This is a genomic window from Streptomyces sp. M2CJ-2 (assembly GCF_016757295.1).
GTDB lineage: Bacteria > Actinomycetota > Actinomycetes > Streptomycetales > Streptomycetaceae > Streptomyces.
The window spans coordinates 27,906-49,893 of the sequence record NZ_JAESIF010000049.1 but is presented as its reverse complement, the minus strand read 5'-3'; the positions used below and the strand labels follow the sequence as shown (position 1 = coordinate 49,893).

Sequence of the window (21,988 nt, the reverse complement as noted above, 5' to 3'; positions counted from 1 at the left end):
TCGGACCCGCCTCCATCGCTGTCGACCAGCACCGCCGACACCGCAGGTAATCACCAGCAACCGCGGGGCCGTTCAGTGTGCTGATGTCCAGGATTCCTTGTCTTCGTAGCGAGAAGCCTCCCTGAACGCCGTCGGAGGCATCCCCCTCCACCGCTTGAAGGCCATCGTGAAGCTGGCCGGATCTGCGTAGCCCAGCTTGCGGGATATTTCCGATACAGAGTGATCTGTATGCGAGAGCAGATCGCAGGCCAGGTCACTCAAAGTCTCGTCTCGTACCCGGGCGAAGTCGTTTCCCGTGAGTTCAAGCTTGCGTTGCAGGGTGCGTGGGGAGACTCGCAGCGTCGCGGCCACATTTGCCAATGTGCGGTTGAGATTGGGTGCGGCCCTTATGGCTTTCGCGACAGTGTGGGGCCAGTCGCCAGTCGCCCGGAACGAGTCGATGATCTGGGCATCCGCCTTGACCCATGCCTCGTGCTGGAAGGCGTTGCCGAAGGGGAGCTCCTCTGTTGATATCGCAGGGTCCCACCACAGCCGCAACGCCTCGGCACAGCAGTCGATGGTGCAGGAGACGTACGTCAAGGCCTCGGGCGAGACTTCCGCGAGAGGGACTTCGATGCGGGTGAAGGGGAAAGTGCCGCCGTACAGCCACGCGAGAGATGGGGTGGTGGTACAGAGATCGCGGTAGACGCTGAACGGGATCAACTCCTCCGGGGCGTCCGGGTAGGTGAATTCGATTCCCGTCACCCTCCCATCCGGTGCCCGGAGAGGCGTGATCTCGAGGAGCCCAGGGGCGTTATCAGTCGCGCTGGCAACTTCTGCCCACGCCGCAACGGTCGGCGCGGTCGCGAGGGCCATTCCGCGAGCGCCGTAGGTGCTCGTCATGTAGGCGCGCGAGGCTCGCACCCAAAGATCGACGCGATCTCTTGTGAGAGCGACGAACTGAAGCTGGAAGGCCAGCTCCTTCCTTGCAGGAATAGTGCTTCCCGGTCGGTTCAGCGCGTTGAGGTCGATCTCCGCATTCGCGAGCGCAGTTCGCCAGTCGAGATCCGCTTCCTCGAGTATCTGGCGCAGATTGTGAACACTGAAGTTCGGCACGCGCAAGTTCTGATAAGAGCTCAGCTTCATCGCTGCGCTCTTTCGCCGCCGACGCATGGAGGCGGTCCGGCGTGTTCAGGAACCCTCTGAGGAAGCCGCGTCCACCTGCCGCGGTGGGGAGCCGGCCGGCCAAGGGGTCCCGGCGAAGCCGGCCCAGGTGTCGTTCCACCGCAAGGCATGTTCGCTCGGCTGCCGGGAGGAACGGTTGCAGAACGCATTTCTCTCCTCTTCGTCGAGGCGATGGGGTGCCGCTCCGGAAGCGCTGCGGTGGCTGGAGCACCGCCAGGCATCTGAAGTAACGCCAGCAGCTTTACATCTTGCGCCACCAATCGGCAAGGGGAGGCGCTGTGGCGCGCTTTCCCACGCTGATGGCGTCTCTTGCTATGACGGTCCGATGCTGCCCGCTCTTAGCGTCATGCGTCAACGGGGGTCGGCGGAGAAGCCGACGCACCGCCATCGAAGGAGATCCGGGGAGCACCCCCAACGTACGAGATCACCCTCAGCGGCAGGGTCATCATCGTTGCTCGTCATAGGCGACATCGCGCACGTCTGGAAAAACCACGACGACGCGGATCGCGTATACGCCGCCATCACAATTGGCTGCAACCAGCAGGCCAAGAACGCGGCTCGCCATACACCCAGTGGAGAGCGCAATCACAATCGGGCGCGTCCGGTCGGCACGCTGCCCGCGATCGCGACAACCGAACCCTTGTTCACGCGACCCGATCTGCCCCAGGTGCTCTTCGGTATCTCAGAGCCACAACGATATGGAGAAAACCAATGACGCAGAATGTCGCACCGCGTGATTTCGTCGCTGATCACACAGTCGAACGCTCTCAGCGGCCCATGATAGGTGGCCCGAACAAGTTCAAGGTCGCGATTTTCGGCGCAAATGTGACGACCGGCCAGGGCGGTCTCAACCTCGCCGAGAACACGATCAAGCTCGGCAACTGGGGCGAGATCCAAGGTCTCGCGCAGAAGGCCGACCGCTACGGTGTCGACGGGTTCATCCCCATCGCCCGCTGGCAGGGTCTCTCGGGCCCCGACCGCCCGTGGGGCCGGCAGTTCGAGACGTTCACGTGGGCCGCAGGTCTGGCAGCAGCCACGCAGAACATACAGATCTTCGCCACCTGCCTCGTCCCTTTCATCCACCCGGTGATGGCGGCGAAGATGATGGCCACCGTCGACCACATCAGCGGCGGCCGCATGGGCCTGAACGCCACAGCCGGCTACTTCAAGCCCGAATACCACATGTTCGGCGTCGAGGTGCCCGAGCACGACAAGCGCTATGCGCTCGCCGACGAGTGGATGACCATCGTCGAGCGGCTCTGGGCAGTCGAAGACGACTACCAGTTCGACTTCGACGGGGACTTCTTCCACCTCCAGGGTGCGCAGTCGTGGCCCAAGCCCGTTCAGACGCCCGGGCCGATGGTGATGAGCGCGGGCTCCAGCCCCGCCGGTCAGCAGTTCGCGTTCAAGCACGCCAACATCTTGTTCGCGGCGATCGGCAGCGTCGAGCACAGCCAGTCGGTGACGCCGAAGCTGCGCGAGAACGCCGACGCGGCCGGGCGTGAGGACCTCGGCCTGTGGGCCGGTGTGCACATCATCTGCAAGGACACGGAGAAGGAAGCGCGGGAGTACCTCGAGTACGTCGAGGAGAAGGGCGACTACGAGAGCGCCCTCCGCTACAAGCACATCATCCAGAACGGCGACTCCCGCGGGTGGAGCTGGGATCACTACAAGAAGTCCGAGGACCCGAAGCAGGACGAGAGCATCAAGACGTTCTTCCGGGCCGGTCTCGTTCCGCTCGTGGGCACGCCCGAGATGATCGTCGACGGGCTCCAGAAGCTGCAGGACTCGGGCATCACGGGCATCTGCACCGGCCTCGTCGACTACGACGAGGGCCTCGACCGGATGAACGAGCAGATCTTCCCGCTCATGCGCGACGCGGGCCTGCGCGCCTGACGTCCGACCGTTCACAAAGGAGTGAAGGCAGATGACGTTCCCTGACCCCAAGCAGTTTCGACTCGTCGTCGCGGGCCCGACCGAGTCCGGCGACGTCGACTTCCTCGACGTGGGCCCTGCCGCCGAGTTCGACTTCCCCGGCGTGTCCGCAGGTGCGTTCTACTGGGCCGTCGAAGGCGGCCACAGCAAGGAGAACTTCGGTGCCCCGCCGGCCAGGGTCGCTCTGGCAGGACCCAATGGATCCACCTTCGGCGTGAGCAGCTTCCCTGCGCACTCGTCGGGCGAGGTGGGGGCCGACGATCTCGGCGACAGCATGACCGTCACCGATGACGACGGCGACGCCGGGATGCACGCCAGCGACACCATCGACTACGAGGTCGTCATCTCCGGCAAGGTCGACCTGGTGCTCCCGGGCGGCAAGAAGCGCACCCTCGTGCCGGGCGACCTGCTCGTCATGGCCGGCGTGCCCCACGCCTGGAAGAACCCCTACGACGAGGACTGCGTCTACATCGTCGTCACCGTCGGCTTCAACACCGCCGAGGGGGCCGCAGCGTGAGCCTGACCTCTCCCGGCAAGGCGCTGCGCGCGGTCTTCGAGAGCGAGAAGACCGAGCTGCTGCCGCTCGGCTCGGTCCCGATCCACGCCCAGATGGCGCAGCACGCGGGCTTCGGCGCGTTCCAGCTCTCCGGCGGGGTGTCGGCCTGGTGGCAGGGCATCTCCGACGTCGGCTGGCTCGCCATGACCGAGGTCGTCGACCTCGCGCGCCGCACGGCGCGCGCTGCCGACATCCCGATCTACTGCGACGGCGACACCGGCTACGGTGCGCCCCTCAACGTGCAGCGCACGGTGCTCGAGTTCATCGACGCCGGTGTCGCCGGCATCCACATCGAGGACCAGCGCGAGCCGAAGAAGTCGGGCGGTGTCGCCGGCGTCGAGCTCGTCTCCGACGTCGAGGCGATCGGTCGGCTGAACGCCGCGTGCGACGCGCGTGACAAGCTCGACGAGGACTTCGTCATTGTCGCGCGCACCGACGGGTACGGGGCGGCCGGCGGCGGCCTCGAGGAGGCGATCCGCCGCGCGCAGCTCTACAAGGCCGAGACCGGCGCCGACGTCATCTTCTACGAGGGCTTCCACACGTGGGAGCAGGCCGAGATCGCCCTCAAGGAGACGCCTGGCCCCGCATACGTCGTCGGTGTCCCGTTGATCGGGACCAGGTCGGTCGCCGAGATGACGGCGATGGGGCAGGCGGTGCAGTCGCTGCCCGTCTTCCTGCCCGGGGTCCGCGAGGTCTACCACTTCATGGTCGACGCCGTCGAGAGCGGCGAGGCGACGGGTTTCCCCGAGTACCTCCAGAAGGTGAACGGCGACGCCGGGACGAAGTACGACATCGGCTGGGGCGCCATGTTCGGCCGTCCCTCCTCCGAGGAGGTGCGTCGCATCGAGGAGAAGTACCTCCCGAAGGACGCGCAGCGCGACTACGAGAGCAGCGCGCACGCAGGAGAGACGTACTGACGACCCACGGATCGCTCGGCCGGGACCCCTGACCCGGCCGAGCGGACCCTGGCGGCGCCCCCGCGTCGCCGCAGCCGATCTGACAAGGGAGTCTGATTCGTGGCGAGCTCGATGAGTGGCAAGGCCGGTCTGGTGACCGGCGCAGGGTCTGGCATCGGGCAGGCGGCCGCGGTCGCCCTGGCCCGGGCCCGGGCCTCCGTGATGGTCTCGGACATCGACGAGACGGCCGGTACCGAGACGGTCGCGAAGATCGAGGAGGAGGGCGGCACCGCGGCGTTCCTGCGCTGCGACGTCAGCGACGAGGCGCAGGTCGAGGCGCTCGTCGACGCGACGGTGTCCGCCTTCGGGAAGCTGGACTTCGCGTTCAACAACGCGGGCACCAACGGTGTCTTCGCGCCGATCGGCGACATGGACAGCGCGGTCTGGGACCGCGTGATGAAGGTCAGCCTCTACAGCGTCTTCTACTGCCTGAAGCACGAGGTGCGCGCGATGGAGGAGAACGGGGGCGGGTCGATCGTCAACACCGCCTCCGGCGCCGGGCTGATCGGCATCGCCTACAACGCGCCCTACACCGCAGCCAAGTTCGGCGTGGTCGGCATGACCCGGAACGTCGCCATGGACTACGCGCCCAAGGGCATCCGGGTCAACGCACTCGCCCCCGGCTCCACGGCCACCCCGATGATGATGAACGCCTTCGAGCAGAACCCCGGCCAGGAGTTCAGGAACAGCATCCTGGCGGGCATCCCGATGGGAGTGCTGGCCGAGCCGGAGGACCAGGCCGACGCCGTCGTGTGGCTCTGCTCCGACCAGGCGCGGATGGTCACGGGCGTGACGCTGCCGGTCGACGGCGGCTACCTCGCGGGCAAGTAGACGGCCCGCCCCGGGGCCGCAGGAGCAGCCCCGCACAGACACAGCAGAACTTCTCAGGAGAAGCACGGACATGACTGCACAGAACCTCGACTTCGGCGGCCGCGTCGCAATCGTCACCGGCGCAGGCCAGGGCATGGGTCGCGCGCACGCCAAGATGCTCGCCTCGCGCGGCGCGCGCGTCGTCGTGAACGACCTCAACGCGGACAACGCCGCCTCGGCCGTTGCCGAGATCATCGCTGACGGCGGTATCGCCGTGGTCGACATCAACAACGTCGTCACCGGCGCGGAGGCCATCGTGCAGACCGCGATCGACGCGTACGGCCGGCTCGACATCGTCGTGAACAACGCGGGCATCAACGCGTTCGGCACGTTCTGGGAGATGGACCGCGACACGTGGTGGCGCGTCTTCGACGTCACGGTCAAGGGCGTCGTCGAGGTGTCGCGCGCCGCGATGCCGCACCTCATCGCCTCGGGCACGGGTCGCCTGATCAACATCTCCTCGAACGGCCTCATGGGTGTGCCGCTCGACTCGGCCTACTCCGCCGCCAAGGCCGCGGTGTGGGGCCTGAGCATCGGTCTCGCGGCCGAGGCGCGCGAGGTCGGCGTGCAGGTCACGACGCTCATGCCCGTGGCCTGGACGCCGATGACGCAGGACGCGTTCCCGAACCCCGTCGTGCAGGAGGCCATGAAGGAGAACGTCCCGCCGGAGGCAGTGTCGGCCTTCGTGACCTACCTCGCCCACCAGGACACCACGACGTACGCCGACACGTTCGAGATCGCGGGTGTCGCGGCGGGCCGTGTGGTCATCGCGGGCATGGAGCGCGTCGATGCTGCGGCGGCCACGCCCGAGGCATGGGTCGAACAGGCCGAGGCCCTGACGAAGGACGGCGAGATGCGCGTGTTTCACAACGCGAGCGAGTCATTCCGCGACCAGATGGTGCACCTCGCTCCCGAGCTGGACTCGGTGCTGCCCGAGGACGCCGCGAACGTGGAGAGGGTGTGAGTCCAGTGACCGTCGTAGAGCAGGAGGTCGGGTCGGTGAGCAAGGTGCGCGAGATCGTCGGGGACCCTCGAGCCGTGCGCGACGCGTTCGCACAGTTCCCGTCGGGCGTGGCCGTGCTCGCGGCCGACATCGACGGCGAGAAGCACGCGCTCGTCGCATCGTCCTTCATGGTCGGCGTGTCCCTCGAACCGTGCCTCGTCGCCGTCGCGGTGCAGAAGGCGTCCGTGACGTGGGAGCAGATCTCGAAGGCGGGCCGTCTCGGCGTCTCGATCTTCGGAAAGGGGCAGGGCGGTCTCACCCGACAGCTCGCCCATAAGGATCGCGCTGCGCGATTCGAACAGGTCGCGATCGAAGTGAGCGATGACGGTGCGGTATTCATCGACAATGCGGCGTTGTGGCTCGACTGCTCCATCTCCGCCGTCTCGGAAGCCGGCGACCACTGGATGGTGCTGCTCGAAGCACACCGTCTCGGTGCCGGTGAGAACGAGCCGCTCGTCTGGCACGGTTCGACATTCCGCGAGCTCGCATCTCCTCCCGCAGTCGACGCCGCGTAACGGAGTCGAGCACACCGCCTCCGCGCCGCATCTCCGGCGCGGAGGCGACCGGGCGGCTGAATACGGCTGTTGACGCTCGCGACCGCCTGGATCCCGAATTCGTGATCGTCGCGCGCACCGGCGGATTCGGTGCTGCGGGTGGAGGTATCGACGAGGCGATTCGCCGTGCGAATCTCTACCGGGTCGAGACAGGAATCGATGTCATCTTCTACGAGGGCTTTCAGACGTGGGAGCAGGCCGAACTGGCGCTGAGAGAGAAGCCCGGGTCGAATGCTTCAGGACATCAAGAAAGCCGGCGAGGGTCCCTACAGGCGAGCCGCCGATCGGTTCATATGTGATGCCACTGATGTGGCCCCTGACCGCACCAAGGAGGATTCCATTGCTGCAGACAACTCGGCAGAGCCCGGCCGGGCGCCTGACAGCGAGCCGGCCGTTCGCGGTCGAAAGCCTTCAGTCGCACGACCAGGTCGTCACCGGCGTCGTCCAACACGGCGATGCCCGCGGACGACTGCTGGGTTTTCCCACCGCCAACCTCACCATGGCGACCAGCGCTCGCCTCGACGGTGTCTGGTCCGCCGTAGTTGTCACGGAGGATGACGGCCGACACTGGCCTGCTGCGGTCTCCATCGGACGGAGAACCACCTTCTACGGCCGCCACGGCCAACGACTCCTCGAAGCCCATCTCCTCGACGTGGAGATCGAGCTGTACGACCGGGAAATATCGGTCCATCTCGTGAACCGGCTCCGCTCGCAACGCCGGTTTCGTGACGTCGAGGACCTTGTGGGGCAGTTGGCGAGAGACATTGAGGATGTCCGCAACTGGGCGACGTCGATCTCGCTCGAAGCGGGCGCGCGATGACCCCGCGTCGACCGCCTCGGTGGGCAATTCTGCGCGTTGTGGCCGCTGTGGAGGCGCAGCGTCGCGCCGGGTGCGCACGGATCGACGTCGGCCTGCTCGCACGGCGAGTCGGACTCAGCCGAAGCATGACGTCCGCTTGCCTCTTCGCGGCAGATTCAGAGCGCTCCACGCCGGCGTCCCCGCATCGTGCGGTCGGCGTGTCGAAGCCGAGCTGACGACGCTTTTCGGGTCGGGTGCGGGGATCGGGAACGGTCGACAGACGGGTGACGGTGAAGGAGTGCGGCGGCATGATCTAGCAGGCGAGGATCGGCAATGGGTGTGTTGCCTGAGCCAGAAGATGCCGAGTAGCCGAGGGGAATCTCACCCCTCGGCTCTCATAGAAGCCGTGCGTAACAGTCTCCCGTTACACGGCTCTTGCCACTCTGATCAACAGGCCACGGACGCCACAGTGGTCCAACTCCAGTGCGCGAACATGCGGGGATACCGATCAGCGATCTCCCACATCTTCTGGAGCGCCTTGCGTAGCGCCGCGAGCTTCTTGTGTTTCTGGCGAATCCATCGCACCAAGTAGGCATTGATGCGCGTCAGGAGGGGCGTCAGCGCCAACCGGTAGAACCGGCCGAAATACTGCATCCACCCCCGCACGGTTGGATTACTGACTTCGGCGCTTTGAGGTCTGACCGGTGACAGCCCGCCTGGGTGGCGGTACGCGGCGACAGCGCTACACCGGAAGGTGTGAGGTGCACAGACAGCGGCGGGATGACCGCTCAGGAACGCGCGCGACGCGAGGCACTGCGGATGCGGGCCGCCGAGCTGTTCGCGGCCGGGGCCAGTGCGCCGGAGGTCGCCGGGCCGCTGCAGGTGACACCGAAGTCCGCCTACCAGTGGCGGCGCGCCTGGGCTGCCGGAGGGCCGGCGGCGCCGGCCTCCCGGGGCCCGGTGGGCGGCACTGCGAACTCCACCCGGCGCTGTGCGGGAAGCTGGCCGCGATGCTGGAGCAGGGGCCGGTCGCGCACAGCTGGGACGAGGACCAGTGGCGGGCTGGCGCAGGTCCACCGTGACGGCTCCCACTGCGGCGACCGCGGCGAGGCAGAGCACGCCGCCGCTGATCAGCGGCGCAGCTCCGGAGGGGCGTCGGCCACAAGGCCGGCACGCATGTCGCCGATGTCCGACAGCTCTGAGGCAGAGTGTCCGAGGGGCCGGAGACAGTACGCTGAACCGAGCGGGATCGGGCCCGCCGCACAGTGTCCGGGAGGTGCTTCATGACGGCCGAGATGGTGGCCCCGGCGTGGATGCACGAGCAGATCACGGCGGAGGAGTACGAGTCCTGGTCCGAGGAGCAGTGCGCCGGCATCGAGATCGTTGACGGGATGGTCGTCGTGAGCCCGAGTGCGTCCAAGCGGCACAACCGGCTGGCTCGGATTCTGGCGAACGCCCTGGATGCCGCCGCGGGGCCGGACTGGAACGCAGACACCGACTTCGACGTCCGGCTCCAAGACGTCCCGCTGACCAATCGCCGCCCGGACGTCGTGGTGTACCGCGCGGACACGATCGACGTCACGCCCACCCGGCCCGAGCACGTGCTGCTGGCGGCGGAGGTGGTGTCACCGGGCTCGGAGACCACCGACCGGATCGTGAAGGTCGACCAGTATGCCAAGGCAGGCATCGGCTTCTACTGGCGGATCGAGCAGGCTGCGACAGGCGTTCCTCTGGTGTACACGTACGTGCTCGACCCTGCGACGAAGACATACCGGGAGGGTGACGTGTTCACCGGCGTCGTCAAGGTCACGGCTCCGTTCCCGGTGGAGATCGACCTCGGGCAGATCTGACCCACATGCTGCTCAGCGGCCCGCTGTGCGTGAGCGGACGGTGCCGCACAGGGCATCACGGAGAAGACTGCGCGACACCTGTCACGGACTCTGACCAGGCAGATCCGGGCAGTGGAGCACCATCCGGAACCACCCGGCACACCCCACCAGCCCTCGTAATGTGTAGGTCTCATCTCTGTCGACCGCCCCAGTGCACGCACGCCAGAAGGCGGATCGCCAGTCCGTCGGCGCCGACCAGTCTGAGGTGGCGGATGGGGGTCCTCCTGGGAGCCATCGGGGAGCCGACTCGCTCTCCGAGCCCCTTCGAGACCACTCGAGACCACGACAGCCCGACGCTCTGACCAGGGAAAACGCCATCCGTCCTGGCGAGCTCAGCAACCGAACCTCATTCGGGACGAAGAGGTCGTGGGTTCAAATCCCGCCACCCCGACGCTGGACAGAGGGCCAATCGCATGATCGCGATTGGCCCTCTGTCGTGCTTGGGGGGCCAAACGGGGGGCCAAACGATTTTGATCAGGCGACCGCGTCGCCCTCTTCGTCGTCCTCCGCGGCCTCCCCTTCCTGATCTACGGCGAAGATGTCATCCATCGCTTCGGCGCCCTGCGTGATCACGGGCCGGAGCTGCTTGCGGTAGACCGCCTCTGTGGTCGCCTGACTGCTGTGACCGACCAAGAGCGCGATTCGCTCCAGGGGGATGCCGTGGTCGGAGAGCAGGGACACGAAGCTGTGCCGGAGCTCCCGCGGCGTCCACTCAGGCTTCAGTCCGGCCTTCTTCACGATGGCCTTGAAGTCTCGCCGGACGTTGGCTGCGTCCAGCGGCTCGCCGCTCCGAGTCGTGAAGACACGGCCGGTCGGGCTCCACTCCATCCCTCTCGATGCCCGCTCCTGCTTCTGCCATCGCAGGTGCTCTTCGAGGACGTCGACCACCTGTCTCGGCAGAGCTATGGTCCGGCGGCTCTTCCTGGTCTTGGTCTCACCGTGCTTGCGCACTGAACGCCACACCGCGACGTGAGGCGGGATGCCGTCCGTCGTCTCCAGGAAGACGTGATCCCAGGTGAGGGGCCGCGCCTCTTCCGTGCGCACACCGCTGAGGAGCGAGAGCACTAGGTAGGCGTACAGCCGTGACGGACGCGCGGCGGTGAGCACGGCTTTCGCCTGCTCCAAGTTCAGCGCCTTGCTCGGACGGCCCGGGCGTCCCTCCGGTGCGGTGACGAGTAGGGCGACGTTCCGCGCCGCCTTGTCCCTGCGCTGAGCGTGCGCGATGGAACGGCGCAGGATGGCCAGCAGGTCACGCAGGCTTCGCGTCGCGAGGAATTCGGCTCTGTCGTCCAACCAGTCGTCGACGTCGTCCGCGCTGAGTTCCTTCAGCTTGGCCTTGCCGATGAACGGGAGCAGGTGCTTGTTCGCCATCGAGCGGTTCTTGCCGATGGTGCCCTTCTCGTCGCGCCCCTTCAGTCCGCGCTCCAACCAGTCGTTCACCGCGTCGGCCACGGTGTAGTTGGCCGGCGCTTTGACGCCCGTCTGCACCTCCTTCTTCAAGTCCCGGATCTTCTGTCGCACTTCGGTCTTCGTTTTGCCGTACACCTTCGGCCGACGGCGTTTGCCGTTCGGGGCGTACCCCAGGGAGACGGCTCCGACGTAGCTCTTCTTGGCGGGGTCCCAATAGATCGTGTCCGCACCGTGCCCAGCCCTTTGGGCGCGTTTCGGGGTCTCGGTCATGTTCTGTTGTGCCTCCATAGGACAGGGCCGCGCCCTGTGGGGCGCGGCCCTGTGGAACTGGGGTGATGGGAAGTTCAGGCGGTGGCCTCTGCCTCGCGCTTCAGGAGTTCGACGTACTGCGCGATGTACTCCGGCGGCACGAGTCGGCGACGGCCGATGCGGACGGTCTGAAGGCGTCCGAGGCGTATCTCCTCGTAGACCATCGAGCGTCCGATCCTGAGAGCCTTGGCAGCCTCTTCCGGCCGGTAGAGGAGCTGTTCGGCGGGTTCAGCGACGGTGGTCATGCGGTGGTGCCTCCTCGGCAGGGTTCCGGGGGCGGTGGCCCCCTTCCTGTCAGGTCCGCTACTTCCGCTACCTCCGCTACCGCCCTGGTCAGGAGCATGATCGAGGTAGCGGATAAGGGTGCGGGTAGCGGATGGAGCCGCTACCGGCCCCGGGTTCGTAGCCGCGGGGCGGGTAGCGGATGGAGCGTCGCGGTAGCGGATGCGGAGTACACATCCGCTACCGATTTCAGGGCTCTGACCTGCCCGGTAGCGGAGGTAGCGGAAGTAGCGCACTTTCCGCGGGGGGTGGGCAGTACCGCTGCCACGCGTCGTGCAGATCCGTCGCGTAGTAGCCCTTCATCACGCTGCCGCCCGCCTTGATGTTGCGGGCCGCGATGGGGGTGTTGTCCGCGGTCATGTACTCCCGCAGCATCCGCGACAGCCCGCGGGCATCGAGCGGCTTGCCGCTCATGTCCGCCCACGGCGCCTCTTCGAGGCTGTGCAGCCTGTCGAGGATGGCGACGGTGGGCAGGCGGTCGATGCCGTTGAACACGTAGTCGCGCAGGTCCGTGAGCAGACGGATTCCGATGCTGCCCTTGTCGCTGGTCTTGGCCGCGTTGACCAACTCGATGCAGGCGGCGCGGGCCCGCTCTGGCCACGCGCCGCCCGCAGCGTCCGCGATGGCGAGCAGGGGCTCCCACACGTCCGCGGGTCGGTCGCTGATGCCCTCCGGGAGCTCCGGGAATACCCCGTCGACCAGATGGCGTACGGACTGTGCCCATTCTGCGAGCCGGTCGCGCAGCGCGTGCCCCTCCTTCTCGTGAATGCGCTGCCGGAACGGCTCCACACGCTCATTCGGCGCGCGGCGGCGCATGCGGACGATGATCGAGCGGGTCAGGATCGTGTCCGGCAGCGAACCGAGCCCGGCGACCGCGACCCCGCAGAACGACGGGAACTCCTGCACCTGCTGATTGGAGCCGTCCCCCACGCAGCGCCACATGACGCCGGAGCGGCGATGTCCGGCGTTCAGGAAGCCGCGGAGCTGTTCGTTCTCTCCGGCCTTGGGGCCGAAGACGGTATCGATCTCGTCGAACAGGATCGTTGGCCGTCCCTCCATCCCGGACACCGCGCGGAAGAGCGCGGAGGCGGAGGCATTGACCGCGACCATCGGTTGGGGCACGAGGGTTTCCACGATCTCCAGGGCGCGGGACTTGCCCGAACCCGGCTCCGGCGACAGGAACGCGAGCCGCGGGGTGGAGTCGAAGCAGTCGAGCAGGTGCGCGTGTGCGTCCCACAGCGTCACGGCGACGTACGCGGCATCGAGGGGGAAGATGTTGAAGCGGCGGTGGAAGGCTTCCACCTCATCGAGCAGTGCGGCGCCATCGGTGGCGGGTGCCGGCGGATTGGTGCTCATGCCGCCTGCCTCCCTTCCTGGTTGGTGCGGAGCGGGCATGCGTCGCGGTGGGCGGTGTGGTCGTCGATCAGAGCCAGCACCTTCGTGTGGCCGACGGCGCTGCGATCCCTGCCGCACAGGCACTTCGAGGTGGCGGTAGGCACGGCGCCGCGCGGCGCAGAGATGCACAACCACGCGACGGAGTACCGTCCGTCGCCCCGACGCGGGTCAGAACGAAGAGCAGAGGGGACGCCCTTACGGGCGGCGCCTTTCGGCTCGCCCACGGCCGGACCGGGCGCGGCTTGTGCGGCGGCGCGCAGGCTGGTCGGGGTGAGGGGGAGGCTCTTCAGTGGGGGGCGGGGCGAGGTGCTCATGCCGCCCTCCGCTGACCGTTGCGGGCAATCGACCAGTTCAGACCGCTGCGAATGGTCGCCTCACACGACCGCGGCGACAGACCGGCCTGCTCCCCCGCCCACTGAAGAGCCTCCTCAACCTGCTCCCTGGGAAGGTCGCCCCACGCGATGAACCGCCCCAGGGCTCGCGCCGCCCGGAGCAACGTGGCGTTGCGCTCGCCCTGTGGAGCCTGCCGCACGGACGCGGTTTCCGCGTTCAAGCCCGCTGCGGCGTAGTGAGAGGCTCGAACGGCCGACGGTGCAGCCATCAGTGCCCGCGAAGCCTGACGATGCGTCAGGCGGGTGCATAGCCACTCCGGCAGAGGCTCGGGGGGCGCGTCGTTGACGACCGCGTAGGCGCCCGCGTTGGTGAGGCTGCCGGGGGCGACGACGTAGCCGCCCCACGCGCGGGTGTCGATGCGCTTGCCGAGCCGTCCGGCCGTGTTGCCGAGCCGGACGCCGGGCGGGGCGGTGAAGTACAGGTGGACCCCGCCGCTCGCGGTCCGCACCGTGCGAGTGACAGGGACGGCCTGCCCGGCGCGCTCGCAGAGCGCCTTGAAGGTCGTCACGCCGTTAGGCGTGTCCGTACTGCTCTTGCGCTTGGGCATGTCGAGGTCGACGACGACCAGCCCGGACGGGCCGGTCGCGATGCCGACGTTGAACGGCAGGTCGCCCCACGCGCGCCGGATGCGGTCCGGGTCGATGGTGGCGCGCTCTTCCCACTTGCGGTGACCGCCCGCGCAGTCCCCGATGCCGGGGCAGACGTCCTCACCGTGCAGGGCCGGACGCTTGTCGCCAGGGCGAAGCGGGAGGACCGCCCACCCTCGCTCTGCAGCGTCCAAGGCGGCGAACAGGAGGTGACGGTTCATGCCGTCACCCCCGTCCCGCTCGATGGGGTGGCATGGGCCGGACGGCCCTCGCCGAATGACGCTCGTTGGGTCATGCTGGATGTCTCCTGCTCTCTTGGAGGGACTGGAGAACCGGGGCGGGCGCAGGCTTTGGAGAGACGGCGCCCGCCTCGGGCGTAGCTAGTGGTTCTTGGCCCAGTGGGCGTATTCCTGGCGGACGTAGCCGCGCGGGTCGGCGGCCGTCGCCGGGTGCTCCGGCCAGTACGGGGCGCCGTGGTAGTCGCCCTCACCGTCCCGGTCGTACGCGATGAACCGACGGGCCGCTTCCGTGGCCACCTCGGCCGCGTCGCCGCGGAGGCCGTCCTCTTCGTCGCGCAGCGCAATGCGGTCCAGCAACGCGGCCTTACGGAGCCAGTACTCCCGGTCCAGGTCCTCACCGAACGGCTTGTCGGCGGCCGTCTGAGCGGTCCATCCGATCTCGCGGACAATGCTCGGGGCGAGCGCGTACGCCTCTTCCGCCATGGGCCACGGCCCCGGCTCCGGTCGGTGGTCGGCGGTGACGTACAGGCGGGTGCGCTCGCCGTCGCGGGTGGCGTAGGTACGTACGGCGCCGGTGGTGAACGTGTCGTTGAGCGCGGTGGTGATGTGTTCGGTGTCGACGGGGTCGCAGATGACGCGGATCTCGAACACGAGAAGTCCCTTCGAGGGGGGTAGGTGTTGGGCATGGCGGAGCGTCAGCAGGTAGGCGATGAGTTGTCCAAGCCACGGCGTCGGCGCCGGTTGCTGCGCTGGCTGGTGGCACTGGCCGTCACGGGTGCCGTGTACGGGCTGGGCGCCGTGTTCTGGCGTGTGGTGATGGGCAGGTCGTGGGACGACTCGCTGTCGTCCGCGCTGACGCTGACGCTGACTGTGGTGGGCATCCAGTGGGTGGCTCCCGTCATCCGACGCAGGGCCGGTCGAGACGACGGCTGACCGTCAGCCGTGGAAGTGGTGGCGCGCTGCTCCCACTTGCCGTGGCCGCCGGCGCACGGCCCGGTGCCGGTGCACGTCAGTTCTGTTGAAGGTGCTGGGAGACAAGGGCGGCCCCGCGTTCTTGGCGGAAGGGGGCCGCCCTTGGCGTAGCTGGGACTGTCCGGCCCATCAGGAGGGCCGGGGGCTACGGAAGCGCGTGGACGCGGGGTACGGTGAGTGTCATGATCACGACGGCGTCCGGCGTGGGTCCGGCGCGTAGGGAGGGGCCATGGAGCTCTATATCGCCATACCTTCTGTTCTGGTGGCGTTGCTCTTCACTGCCTCGGGAGTAGCGGCGGTCACCCGGGGCTGGGTGCTCCCCATGACCCGGCGTCGGGTTCGCCGCGTTCGCCTCCACGGCTGGGGTCAGTTGGTGGTTGCCTTCGCCCTGTGCTGGCAGGTGGTCTTCGGGCTGGTGATCAGCAATCCCGGCATCCGGTCGTTGGGGACCCTGTTCGGCGGCGGGCTTCTGCTGACCGGCATCATCGTGATGATGGTGAGCAATCAAGCGGGTGGTACTCGACAGGGCAGCGGCACGCCCTAGCCGTGGAAGTGGTTGCGCTTGAAGGTGGCCTTGCGGATGTTCACCGTCGTGCCGCCCTTGCCGCTCGGACCGAGGACCTGGGCGGCGATCCAGCCGCCGAAGACGACGGCGGCCAGGATGATGAGCTGGGTGATGAACGCGGTCAGCGCGGCGATGAACGAGGTGAGCAGCAGCAGCCCGCCGCACACCGCGAGGAAGCCGACGCCCCCGAGGGCGACGTTCACCGCCGCGCGGGAGACGGCCGGCTTGGCCGTGACCGGTGCGGGCTGGGGGTGCTCGATGGCGTAGCCGGTGACGATCCGGCCGTCCGGCAGGACGACGCTCGTCACCGACGGGATCGTGTCCGGCTGCACCGGTACGACCGGCGCCGACGGTACCGGGGTGAGCAGCGTAGGCCGGTGGACTTCCACGGTCACCTCGCGACGGCTGGGTACGAGGGGCTTGGTGGGCTCGTTCATGGTTGCGGTCTCCTGTCAGCCGAGGTCGTTGAGGGCGTCGGCGCCTGCCTGCACGAGGTTGCGGATGGGCTCGTACGCGCCGGTCCCGGCGGCGAAGAACCCGAACAGGAACAGGACGATGGCCGCGCCGCCTCCGGCGGACTTGGTCTTGACGGCGAGGACGGACGCGGCGCCGAACAGCAGCACGGCGGAGATGTTCAGGATCATCGGAAGCCTTCCGGTCAGAGGGTGTCGGTGCCCGCGCGGTAGATGCGGGCCCAGCGGTTGTAGAGCCAGCGGCCGACGCGTATGCGCTTGCCGGTGGCCTTGCAGCGGCGGCAGTCCTTGCCGCGCTTCATGCGGCCCTTGCGGTCGGTCTTCATGGCGAAGCCCCAGCCGTTGCACTTGCGGCAGTTGCCGAAGGGCGAGGCGGCACACACGGCGACGTAACACAGCGTTACGCCAAGAATCAGGGTGATAGCGAGCAGGACAGGGGTCATGACGGGCCCTTCCAGGCGGTTTCAAGGGTTTCCGCAGGTGGGCCGCTATCCGCTAGCGGCCTGATCAGGCGTGGTTTGGGGCGCTAGCGGAGCCGCTAACGTTAGCGGTGTGTGCCGCTAGCGCTAGCGGCCCCGGACGGTCAGCCCGTGTCCCGCTTTCCGTCACGCTCCGCAATCGCAGCGACGATGTGGGAGCGGTCGATGCCACGCCGGTTGACGACCTTGCCCTTCACGCGGCGGCCCACCTGGATGGTGGAGACACCGTGCGGCTTCAGGGCCGCGGCCAGTCCCTCGGGGTCCCAGCCGTCGTAGACCTCCTCGCGCAGCTCGGCGAGCCGGGCGACGACGGTCTCGGACCACACCTTGGGCTCATCGGCCGGCACAACGGCGAGGATGTCGCGCAGCAGGTCATACGCGCTGGTGACCGGCTCGGGTGCCTCCCCGAGCGCGTGCCCGGACAGGGTGCCCGCCTCCTCACGCAGGCGGCGAGCGCGGGCGCCGATGGCGTCGGCGTCGCGGCCGTCGACGTAGATGGCGCGCACGATCCGCGCGTCCGAGCCTTCACCGACGAAGTAGTGAATGCCCTTGTCGCCCCAGGCGAACATGGTCGCCCGCACCCCGCGCTTGTAGGCGGACGTGCCGAGGACCATGTCGTTTTCGAGCTGGCCCATGACCTTCAGGCACCAGCGGGCCGACGCGTTCGCGGAGATGCCGGTGGGCAGCGCCTTGGCGTCCGGGCGCTGCGTGGCGAGCAGCAGCACGATGCCGGTGGCCGGACCGCGCTTGACCAGGTCGGTGGCGATCTCCTCGAACTCCTTGGCGTGCTCGGGGTGCTCGAACAGCACCTGGCACTCATCCACCCCGATCACGATCGGGTGCAGCCCAAGGGAGCGCTTGTCGGCGAGGGCGCTGGTCACCTTCGACTCCGGGCAGACATCCCGCGGCAGGGAGCGGATCACCTTGGTGCGGCGCCGCAGTTCTTCGCGCAGGGCCCGGAAGTCGTTCAGGCAGTAGGTGATGGACTCGTCGTCGTCACCCGCGGCGTGGCGGTGTGAGACGGCGTCGCCGACCGGGTCCAGGTCGCCCGTGCCCTTCATGTCGTAGGTGTGCAGCTCCGCCCGTGGGTCCAGTGCGGCGATGAGCAGCAGCAGACGGAGCAGGAAGGTCTTGCCCATCCGCGGGATGGCGCCGATGACACCCGCGATGTACATGAGCGTGGCTTCGACCCAGCGTCCGCGCTGGTCGGTGCCGTAGGCGACCGGCTTGAACAGGTCCACCGAGCCCGACTTGAGCAGCGGCCATTTGGGCTGTTTGGCGCGGGACATGTCCTGGTCACCGACCCAGAGCACGAGGTGTCCGGTGTGCTCATCCGGTACCGCCTCGGGCCACACACACCCGAGCGGGCGGCGTAGGCCGGAAGCGAGCCGGTCGCGACGCTCGATGACGTCGGTCACCGTGACGCCATACGGGAGGTTGCCCTCCGCACGCCAACCGGGGCCGTCACGGGTGATCGGGGCGGTGAACTCGAACCCGTCCCGCCCCTTGGCCTGCGCCTGATTGATGGCGGGGATGCCCAGCGCCCCGAGCGCACGCATCACAATGTCACTGGTGAGCTTGGTGGCCTTGGGCAGTTCCACCGCGCGGTGGATAACCGGGTCATCCGCGCGGCGGCCGGCGAACCCAAGCGCCATCACGACCGCGCTTACCGACACCGCCTGAAGCCAGTCGGGGGCGAGCACGTACATGGCGAGCGCGGCGCCGAGCCCGACGAACATCGCGAGCACCGCCACGAGGGTGCGCAGTCGGACCCGTCCGTCGCGCTGCCGCGACAGCTTCAGGTACTCCGCGGCATCCTCGCGGCGGACCGCGGCGAGTCGGACCGGCTCGCCCTCGCGGTCGGCCATCCACCGCATGGTGCCGCCCACGAACTTGGCGACGCCGGAAGGGGCTTGGAGGGTGAGGCGGGCGGCGTAGACCGGGGTCCGAAGCGCGTGGTAGCCGATCGAGTGGGCGTAGTGGCGGGCCACCCACGCCGTGGCAGTCCGCAGCTCCGCCATCGACCGCAGCCACTCGGGAACGACCGCACGGCGCTGGGCACCGAGCAGCCGACCGAGGTAGCCCGGACCGGTCGCGGTTGGGGTCGGTTGGTCGACCATCACGCGGACGGTCGGGTCGTCCGACTCGGCACCCGACCGCGCGGTGTCGGAGTCGGCCGACGGGTCGGAGTCGAGTCGGACAGTCGGGTCGGCCGACCCGGTACGGGCCGACCGAGCCTTATCGAGGTCGACTACCTCGCCCCCGGAGTCGGCGCTCATCTCGGCTTCGAGTCGGCTGAACAGTTCGTTGTCGTCGTCGGGGTGCTTCACTGAAGGTCCCTTCCAGTGGGAGGAAAGGCGGGGCCGGTCCGTCGCTGTAGGAGGTGAGCGGACGGGCCCCGCCGGATCGTGGTGCGAGGTGTTCAGGCGGCGCGCTGTTCCTCGGGGTAGGCGCAGGGCACACACATGCCGAGCGAGGTAGGGATGACGTATCCGGCGTCCTGTCGGCAGACGGGGCAGATGCGGCGGGCCCGGTTCGCCTTGGCGAGTGCGGCCCACTTGCCCGGTGTCATCGGCCGGACGGGCTTGGCTCGGTCGACGCGGTAGAGGTAGGCGACCAGCGGACCGCGCCGGTAGCGCGGGCGCATGATCTGCGCCGCGATGGACTGCCCACCGGGCCGTAAGCCGCGGGCCCGTAACTGCCGTTTGGTGGCGAGTCCGTCAGGGGCGCAGCGCCACGGGTAGGTGGGCAGTCCGTGCCTTGTGCCGGTCGGGTCGAAGCACCTGGCGAACATCAGGCAGCCTCAGCCGTCGTGTCGTCGCCCTCCGGGTCGTCCACGGAGTGCAGCGGACGGCCGTCGACGCGCTCTGCCTTCAACTGCTCCCGCAGCTTGCGAGCGTTGGCCTGTGAGACGTGCACGGCGGTGCGGATGCGGTCCGCGGTCAACTCCGCCTCGGTCCACTCGGCAGTGAGCACGCGCGCCTCGGTCAGCAGCTCCTCGAAGCTGCGCTGCGTCTTGGCCTTGCCCTTGGCGGGGGTCCGGCGGCGCGGGCGCGGCTTGGGGTCGACCGGGGGTGCCGGCGGATTCTCTACCGGGGGCGGTTCGGGCGCCTCCTGCTCGACAGCGGGTGCCAGGTCGCCCATGCGCAGCATCACGCGCTCGCGCCGCGGGGTCTTCGAGCGCCACTTGCGGCCGTAGCGCTCGCGCAGGTCCGCGCGGGCCAACTGCCGTTCCCTCTCTCGTGCCAGCGCCTCGGAGTAGGAGGTGACCTCCCACAGCGTCATGCGGCGCCACAGCGCGAAGGTGGAGGGGAAGGCGAGCAGCCAGCGGGAGAACCGGATCTTCTCCATGCGGCGACCGGTGGCGGCGCCGATCCGCACGGCGTAGATGTGCGCGCCGATCTCGGAGAACACCACCCACAGCAGCGGCATCGTGCCGTGCGCCACCTTGGCCGACAGGGAGTGTCCGGCCGCGATGTTCAGCCCGCACGTAATCAGCGTGAGGGCCCAGGGCACGAACCGCACCCACGCGAGCGCCATATCCATGCGGATCAGCAGCAGGTTGGCGACGGTGAACACGGGGATGGCCACGTCGATCCCGACCGGCAGCATCCACGGCTCGCCGAAGCCCCAGCGGGCCGCAGCAGCGGATACCGCGTCGAAGGAGGAGATCAGACCGAGCGCGCCGACGCCGGCAGCGGCGAGCGCTCCGAGTCCGGCGAGTCCCATTTCCGGGCGGGTCAGCGGCGGCACGGCCGGACGCTCGATGGTCTGCGTCGTCATGCTGCCACCCCCTTGCGCATCGCGCCCCGCCGAGCGGGGCGCGGCAGCGGGATGACGTCGAACAGCTCCGGGTGCGTGTCGATGACCTCGGCAGCGATCCGGGCCACATCGTCGGCAAGGCTCGGGGTGTCGGCGAGGATGTCGCGGGCCGCGTCCAGGCGGGCCGCGCGCTCCTGCTCGTTCTCGCCCTCGACCCCGAGCCACAGCTCAACCGGGGTACCAAGGGCCAGTTCGATGAAGTCGTTCGCGGAGACGGCCTGATGACCGCCGATGTACGCACGCATGACAGGGCTCCTGATGGTGGAGGGACAGGAAGACCGCCGGGACGGGCGCAGGCTTTGGAGAGACGGCGCCCGCCCTGCGGCGGAAGGGAAAGTCAGACCCGGACCCGGCGGGCCCGGTTGAACCGGCTCCGGCTCCCCTCTGCTCCGTCCGTACGCGACGCTCCGCAGAGCTCCCGCACGGACGGAGGAGGCAACCGGCCGCAGCGCTAGCCGCCGCGGTGCGGTGAGAGATGACCGGTTGCCCGCAGCGCCCTGCGGCGCCCACGGACCAGGGATAGAACGGCGCCGCCGTGCCGGTCGATCACGGCCGCGCCCATCGCTTTCGTCGACTCATTGCCACTCCTTCAGGTCGTTGAACAGGGGATTCGCACTGCAAGGGGGACCTCGTCCCCACCCTCCGGCCGTTGCTCGCGGTCACCGGGCCACCTCGCCAGTACGGGCCGAAACCCTGTTCCACCTGGCCTTTAGCGGGATTGCAGCGTCCCCGCCCTGTGCATTCGTGCAGGTCAAGCGGCCGTTTCCCGAGGATTCGGGCGGGCCACTCATTGACTAGCGTGCACTAGTCTGCTGTGGTTCACAACCCCCGTGAGGTGCTGCGCTCTAGTTCGCTGTGGTGGGTACGCTCAGAGCATGACTGCCACAGGAGGGCCGAAGCCGAAAGCCGTGCAGGTCGCGGACGCACTTCGCGACGACATCAAGAAGATGAAGCCGGGGGACAAGCTCCCGTCACAGCGCGAGTTGATCGACCGCTTCGGATTCGCGAGCCAGACCATCCAGAACGGCTTGGCCGCGCTCCGGGCCGAAGGATTGATCGTGTCGGCCGGAAACCTCGGCAACTTCGTCAGCGACGGGGCTTCCCCCAGCAGCGACGTGCGCGACGACATCAAGGAAATTCGCTCCCAGATTCAGGCGTTGGCTGAACGGGTCGCAGCGCTCGAAAAGCGTTCCGCCCCGGGTGGTGCGTGATCTGCAACCAGCATGCGGGGAACGGGAGTTGTGAGGTAGGTGACACCCAGGGGACGGCTCGACGGAGGTGGGGACATGCCCAGTGACACCCCTCTGTCCCCTTCCCTGTCCCCCTGGCTCGCGGG

At 68.2% G+C, this 21,988-nt stretch carries 27 protein-coding genes; 13 read left to right on the top strand and 14 right to left on the bottom strand.

The window, feature by feature from the left end; genetic code table 11:
- Positions 1-72 precede the first annotated feature (72 nt).
- Positions 73-1,125 (bottom strand): AraC family transcriptional regulator, encoded by a 1,053-nt coding sequence (locus JL475_RS28295; RefSeq protein WP_202280792.1) that lies wholly within the window; start codon positions 1,123-1,125, stop codon positions 73-75.
- A gap of 750 nt (positions 1,126-1,875) precedes the next feature.
- Here JL475_RS28295 and JL475_RS28290 point away from each other — a divergent pair.
- From JL475_RS28290 to JL475_RS28255, 8 genes are all read left to right on the top strand, one after another.
- Positions 1,876-3,060 (top strand): LLM class flavin-dependent oxidoreductase, encoded by a 1,185-nt coding sequence (locus JL475_RS28290; protein WP_202280791.1) that lies wholly within the window; start codon positions 1,876-1,878, stop codon positions 3,058-3,060.
- A gap of 31 nt (positions 3,061-3,091) precedes the next feature.
- Positions 3,092-3,616 (top strand): cupin domain-containing protein, encoded by a 525-nt coding sequence (locus JL475_RS28285; RefSeq protein WP_202280790.1) that lies wholly within the window; start codon positions 3,092-3,094, stop codon positions 3,614-3,616.
- Positions 3,613-4,572, top strand: a complete 960-nt coding sequence (locus JL475_RS28280; protein WP_202280789.1) for an oxaloacetate decarboxylase — start codon at positions 3,613-3,615, stop codon at positions 4,570-4,572. The genes JL475_RS28285 and JL475_RS28280 overlap by 4 nt, the downstream gene beginning before the upstream one ends.
- Before the next feature lie 99 nt (positions 4,573-4,671).
- Positions 4,672-5,442, top strand: coding sequence for a glucose 1-dehydrogenase (locus tag JL475_RS28275; protein WP_307825181.1), 771 nt, complete (start codon positions 4,672-4,674; stop codon positions 5,440-5,442).
- A 70-nt stretch (positions 5,443-5,512) separates the two neighbouring features.
- Positions 5,513-6,445 (top strand): SDR family NAD(P)-dependent oxidoreductase, encoded by a 933-nt coding sequence (locus JL475_RS28270; protein WP_202280788.1) that lies wholly within the window; start codon positions 5,513-5,515, stop codon positions 6,443-6,445.
- Positions 6,446-6,480: 35 nt separating this feature from the next.
- On the top strand, positions 6,481-6,999 hold the full coding sequence (locus JL475_RS28265; protein WP_202280787.1) for a flavin reductase family protein: 519 nt from the start codon (positions 6,481-6,483) through the stop codon (positions 6,997-6,999).
- Between the two features lie 101 nt (positions 7,000-7,100).
- Complete coding sequence (locus tag JL475_RS41755) at positions 7,101-7,337, top strand: hypothetical protein (protein ID WP_368860243.1); 237 nt, start codon at positions 7,101-7,103, stop codon at positions 7,335-7,337.
- Positions 7,338-7,378: 41 nt separating this feature from the next.
- Positions 7,379-7,858: a riboflavin kinase gene (locus JL475_RS28255; RefSeq protein ID WP_202280786.1), complete on the top strand. Its 480-nt coding sequence runs from the start codon at positions 7,379-7,381 to the stop codon at positions 7,856-7,858.
- Positions 7,859-8,284: 426 nt separating this feature from the next.
- On the opposite strand, the gene JL475_RS28250 is transcribed toward JL475_RS28255, so the two are convergent.
- Positions 8,285-8,548: a group II intron maturase-specific domain-containing protein gene (locus JL475_RS28250; protein ID WP_272932985.1), complete on the bottom strand. Its 264-nt coding sequence runs from the start codon at positions 8,546-8,548 to the stop codon at positions 8,285-8,287.
- 69 nt (positions 8,549-8,617) lie between these two features.
- Here JL475_RS28250 and JL475_RS40365 point away from each other — a divergent pair, with 69 nt between their 5' ends.
- Together JL475_RS40365 and JL475_RS28240 are read left to right on the top strand one after the other, a co-directional pair.
- Positions 8,618-9,124: a helix-turn-helix domain-containing protein gene (locus JL475_RS40365; protein WP_272932984.1), complete on the top strand. Its 507-nt coding sequence runs from the start codon at positions 8,618-8,620 to the stop codon at positions 9,122-9,124.
- The gene (locus JL475_RS28240) at positions 9,121-9,687 is read left to right on the top strand and encodes a Uma2 family endonuclease (RefSeq protein ID WP_055628263.1); all 567 of its coding nucleotides are present in this window, start codon (positions 9,121-9,123) and stop codon (positions 9,685-9,687) included. Before JL475_RS40365 ends, JL475_RS28240 begins: the two co-directional genes overlap by 4 nt.
- Positions 9,688-10,200: 513 nt before the next feature.
- On the opposite strand, the gene xerC is transcribed toward JL475_RS28240, so the two are convergent.
- From xerC to JL475_RS28215, 5 genes are all read right to left on the bottom strand, one after another.
- Positions 10,201-11,406, bottom strand: a complete 1,206-nt coding sequence (xerC, locus tag JL475_RS28235) for a tyrosine recombinase XerC (RefSeq protein WP_202280784.1) — start codon at positions 11,404-11,406, stop codon at positions 10,201-10,203.
- A 74-nt stretch (positions 11,407-11,480) separates the two neighbouring features.
- Positions 11,481-11,690: a helix-turn-helix domain-containing protein gene (locus JL475_RS28230; protein ID WP_108906899.1), complete on the bottom strand. Its 210-nt coding sequence runs from the start codon at positions 11,688-11,690 to the stop codon at positions 11,481-11,483.
- Positions 11,691-11,916: 226 nt separating this feature from the next.
- Complete coding sequence (locus JL475_RS28225) at positions 11,917-13,083, bottom strand: DUF3631 domain-containing protein (protein WP_202280783.1); 1,167 nt, start codon at positions 13,081-13,083, stop codon at positions 11,917-11,919.
- Positions 13,084-13,432: 349 nt separating this feature from the next.
- Positions 13,433-14,323 (bottom strand): bifunctional DNA primase/polymerase, encoded by an 891-nt coding sequence (locus JL475_RS28220; RefSeq protein ID WP_202280782.1) that lies wholly within the window; start codon positions 14,321-14,323, stop codon positions 13,433-13,435.
- 159 nt (positions 14,324-14,482) lie between these two features.
- Positions 14,483-14,992 (bottom strand): hypothetical protein, encoded by a 510-nt coding sequence (locus JL475_RS28215; protein ID WP_202280781.1) that lies wholly within the window; start codon positions 14,990-14,992, stop codon positions 14,483-14,485.
- A gap of 33 nt (positions 14,993-15,025) precedes the next feature.
- On the opposite strand from JL475_RS28215, the gene JL475_RS28210 reads away from it, so the two are divergent.
- Both JL475_RS28210 and JL475_RS28205 read left to right on the top strand, forming a co-directional pair.
- Positions 15,026-15,274 (top strand): hypothetical protein, encoded by a 249-nt coding sequence (locus tag JL475_RS28210; RefSeq protein ID WP_202280780.1) that lies wholly within the window; start codon positions 15,026-15,028, stop codon positions 15,272-15,274.
- A gap of 268 nt (positions 15,275-15,542) precedes the next feature.
- Positions 15,543-15,857, top strand: coding sequence for a hypothetical protein (locus JL475_RS28205; protein ID WP_202280779.1), 315 nt, complete (start codon positions 15,543-15,545; stop codon positions 15,855-15,857).
- Here the strand turns inward: JL475_RS28205 and JL475_RS28200 are convergent.
- The 7 genes from JL475_RS28200 to JL475_RS28170 all read right to left on the bottom strand — a co-directional run bounded on the left by JL475_RS28200 (position 15,854) and on the right by JL475_RS28170 (position 20,897).
- Positions 15,854-16,315 (bottom strand): hypothetical protein, encoded by a 462-nt coding sequence (locus JL475_RS28200; RefSeq protein WP_202280778.1) that lies wholly within the window; start codon positions 16,313-16,315, stop codon positions 15,854-15,856. The two genes, JL475_RS28205 and JL475_RS28200, sit on opposite strands and share 4 nt — an antisense overlap.
- A gap of 15 nt (positions 16,316-16,330) precedes the next feature.
- Positions 16,331-16,522, bottom strand: a complete 192-nt coding sequence (locus JL475_RS28195) for a hypothetical protein (protein ID WP_202280777.1) — start codon at positions 16,520-16,522, stop codon at positions 16,331-16,333.
- Positions 16,523-16,536: 14 nt separating this feature from the next.
- The gene (locus JL475_RS28190; protein WP_202280776.1) at positions 16,537-16,794 is read right to left on the bottom strand and encodes a hypothetical protein; all 258 of its coding nucleotides are present in this window, start codon (positions 16,792-16,794) and stop codon (positions 16,537-16,539) included.
- A gap of 140 nt (positions 16,795-16,934) precedes the next feature.
- Entirely contained in the window at positions 16,935-19,160 is a 2,226-nt protein-coding gene (locus JL475_RS28185) for a cell division protein FtsK (RefSeq protein ID WP_202280775.1), read from the bottom strand.
- Positions 19,161-19,252: 92 nt separating this feature from the next.
- Positions 19,253-19,624: an RRQRL motif-containing zinc-binding protein gene (locus tag JL475_RS28180; protein ID WP_202280774.1), complete on the bottom strand. Its 372-nt coding sequence runs from the start codon at positions 19,622-19,624 to the stop codon at positions 19,253-19,255.
- The gene (locus JL475_RS28175; RefSeq protein ID WP_202280773.1) at positions 19,624-20,613 is read right to left on the bottom strand and encodes a DUF2637 domain-containing protein; all 990 of its coding nucleotides are present in this window, start codon (positions 20,611-20,613) and stop codon (positions 19,624-19,626) included. The genes JL475_RS28180 and JL475_RS28175 overlap by 1 nt, the downstream gene beginning before the upstream one ends.
- Positions 20,610-20,897: a hypothetical protein gene (locus JL475_RS28170; protein WP_202280772.1), complete on the bottom strand. Its 288-nt coding sequence runs from the start codon at positions 20,895-20,897 to the stop codon at positions 20,610-20,612. The genes JL475_RS28175 and JL475_RS28170 overlap by 4 nt, the downstream gene beginning before the upstream one ends.
- Before the next feature lie 630 nt (positions 20,898-21,527).
- Between JL475_RS28170 and JL475_RS28165 the strand changes: the two genes are divergently transcribed.
- Positions 21,528-21,863, top strand: coding sequence for a winged helix-turn-helix domain-containing protein (locus JL475_RS28165; RefSeq protein ID WP_237408517.1), 336 nt, complete (start codon positions 21,528-21,530; stop codon positions 21,861-21,863).
- The last annotated feature ends 125 nt before the right edge of the window (positions 21,864-21,988 follow it).

Coding starts and splice junctions, on each gene's coding strand:
- JL475_RS28295 (WP_202280792.1), bottom strand. CDS start 1,125: ATGAAGCTGAGCTCTTATCAGAACTTGCGCGTGCCGAACTTCAGTGTT.
- JL475_RS28290 (WP_202280791.1), top strand. CDS start 1,876: ATGACGCAGAATGTCGCACCGCGTGATTTCGTCGCTGATCACACAGTC.
- JL475_RS28285 (WP_202280790.1), top strand. CDS start 3,092: ATGACGTTCCCTGACCCCAAGCAGTTTCGACTCGTCGTCGCGGGCCCG.
- JL475_RS28270 (WP_202280788.1), top strand. CDS start 5,513: ATGACTGCACAGAACCTCGACTTCGGCGGCCGCGTCGCAATCGTCACC.
- JL475_RS40365 (WP_272932984.1), top strand. CDS start 8,618: ATGACCGCTCAGGAACGCGCGCGACGCGAGGCACTGCGGATGCGGGCC.
- JL475_RS28240 (WP_055628263.1), top strand. CDS start 9,121: ATGACGGCCGAGATGGTGGCCCCGGCGTGGATGCACGAGCAGATCACG.
- xerC (WP_202280784.1), bottom strand. CDS start 11,406: ATGACCGAGACCCCGAAACGCGCCCAAAGGGCTGGGCACGGTGCGGAC.
- JL475_RS28230 (WP_108906899.1), bottom strand. CDS start 11,690: ATGACCACCGTCGCTGAACCCGCCGAACAGCTCCTCTACCGGCCGGAA.
- JL475_RS28225 (WP_202280783.1), bottom strand. CDS start 13,083: ATGAGCACCAATCCGCCGGCACCCGCCACCGATGGCGCCGCACTGCTC.
- JL475_RS28220 (WP_202280782.1), bottom strand. CDS start 14,323: ATGAACCGTCACCTCCTGTTCGCCGCCTTGGACGCTGCAGAGCGAGGG.
- JL475_RS28210 (WP_202280780.1), top strand. CDS start 15,026: ATGGCGGAGCGTCAGCAGGTAGGCGATGAGTTGTCCAAGCCACGGCGT.
- JL475_RS28205 (WP_202280779.1), top strand. CDS start 15,543: ATGGAGCTCTATATCGCCATACCTTCTGTTCTGGTGGCGTTGCTCTTC.
- JL475_RS28200 (WP_202280778.1), bottom strand. CDS start 16,315: ATGAACGAGCCCACCAAGCCCCTCGTACCCAGCCGTCGCGAGGTGACC.
- JL475_RS28195 (WP_202280777.1), bottom strand. CDS start 16,522: ATGATCCTGAACATCTCCGCCGTGCTGCTGTTCGGCGCCGCGTCCGTC.
- JL475_RS28190 (WP_202280776.1), bottom strand. CDS start 16,794: ATGACCCCTGTCCTGCTCGCTATCACCCTGATTCTTGGCGTAACGCTG.
- JL475_RS28180 (WP_202280774.1), bottom strand. CDS start 19,624: ATGTTCGCCAGGTGCTTCGACCCGACCGGCACAAGGCACGGACTGCCC.
- JL475_RS28175 (WP_202280773.1), bottom strand. CDS start 20,613: ATGACGACGCAGACCATCGAGCGTCCGGCCGTGCCGCCGCTGACCCGC.
- JL475_RS28170 (WP_202280772.1), bottom strand. CDS start 20,897: ATGCGTGCGTACATCGGCGGTCATCAGGCCGTCTCCGCGAACGACTTC.
- JL475_RS28165 (WP_237408517.1), top strand. CDS start 21,528: ATGACTGCCACAGGAGGGCCGAAGCCGAAAGCCGTGCAGGTCGCGGAC.